The 1,167-nt window shown below is 43.4% G+C and carries 2 protein-coding genes; both read right to left on the bottom strand.

Annotated features, from left to right (window positions below; genetic code table 11):
- Positions 1 to 61 precede the first annotated feature (61 nt).
- On the bottom strand, positions 62 to 526 hold the full coding sequence (locus INT22_RS00490) for a GNAT family N-acetyltransferase (protein WP_193067475.1): 465 nt from the start codon (positions 524 to 526) through the stop codon (positions 62 to 64).
- A gap of 63 nt (positions 527 to 589) precedes the next feature.
- The gene (locus tag INT22_RS00485; protein WP_193067474.1) at positions 590 to 1,129 is read right to left on the bottom strand and encodes an MAPEG family protein; all 540 of its coding nucleotides are present in this window, start codon (positions 1,127 to 1,129) and stop codon (positions 590 to 592) included.
- Positions 1,130 to 1,167: the final 38 nt, after the last annotated feature.

The following is a 1,167-nucleotide window of genomic DNA, read 5'->3' as shown; positions in this document are numbered from 1 at the left end:
GTCGTAGGATGAACGCTTACATTGCTACAGCCTTACTTTCAGAAGCATCCCTTGTCACCGGTTACCTAGTGATCCGGTAGTATCGGCCATACTCTCCATCCTGGATCGCGCTATGTACCACCTGCCAGCCTAGCTTTTCGACTACTCTCATACTGGCCACATTATCCTCTGTGATGAAAACCTGGACAGTCTCCCAATCAACCTCGGTGGCTAGCTTTTCCACGACCAACTCACAGGCCTTGGCGGCAATCCCCTTCCCCCAAAACTCGGCTCTAATGAAATAACCGAAATCCATAACACCGTTAATTTCTTTGATGCCGCAAAATCCGATGAATTCATCGCTATTTACATCCGCGATAACAAAGCGAGATGGGTTGGCAAGCGCACGCTTAAACCATAAATCAGACTCGTCCTCTGTAAGAGCACGACGAGGCCCCAGAAACCTCATTACCGCAGGATCTCCTAGCATAGATACAACTGCCAGCCTATCGTGTGCATGCAGATCTCTAAGCTTCACTAAACTCATAGTCAAAAATTCGCGCTAACATCGACAGTTAAAAAAACACAATTAACATCAAGCTCATCTTTATTAAAAAACTGTGAATGCAGATAATAAAACCGCAACACAGCTATACCCTAATCCTACCACTGCAGGCAGTGTAGACATTGCAAACCCTGGCGCTCTCCATAACACATTACGCCTGTAACCTACCCAAAACATGACGCGACCAGCAACAAAAACTCCGGAATAGATGGGCAACAAGCTCAATAATTGATAAGGAATTAAAACAGATAGCGCCAATGTATTAATAGCGAATATCATCAGCTGCTCATGAGTATTAGATAGTACTCTTAGGTCAACCTTCATCCCCTCTGTATTTGCTTCACATTTAGTTGGATCCGCTGATGGGTTTCCGTAACGTTGAGAGCCGATTCTAACAATCATCAAAAAAAATAGTGCAACAGGAAAAACAAGGCACATTATTGCGAGCTTTAGTCGCTCTACTACGACAACCTCCTCAACAACTTGAGGCAAAGAACTATAGAAAAAAACAAACACCACTGTTGTTCCAACAAACCCTAGCAGCATCCCCATTTTAACTGTTCTATCATCGCTTTTTTGAGTCATATTCTAATTCCTTTTAAGTGGCTATTCAAAATTTATCG

Source organism: Halomonas sp. 3D7M (assembly GCF_014897885.1).
Taxonomy (GTDB): domain Bacteria; phylum Pseudomonadota; class Gammaproteobacteria; order Pseudomonadales; family Halomonadaceae; genus Vreelandella.
This window is presented reverse-complemented; position numbering and strand designations above follow the sequence as displayed.

Coding starts and splice junctions, on each gene's coding strand:
- INT22_RS00490 (WP_193067475.1), bottom strand. CDS start 526: ATGAGTTTAGTGAAGCTTAGAGATCTGCATGCACACGATAGGCTGGCA.
- INT22_RS00485 (WP_193067474.1), bottom strand. CDS start 1,129: ATGACTCAAAAAAGCGATGATAGAACAGTTAAAATGGGGATGCTGCTA.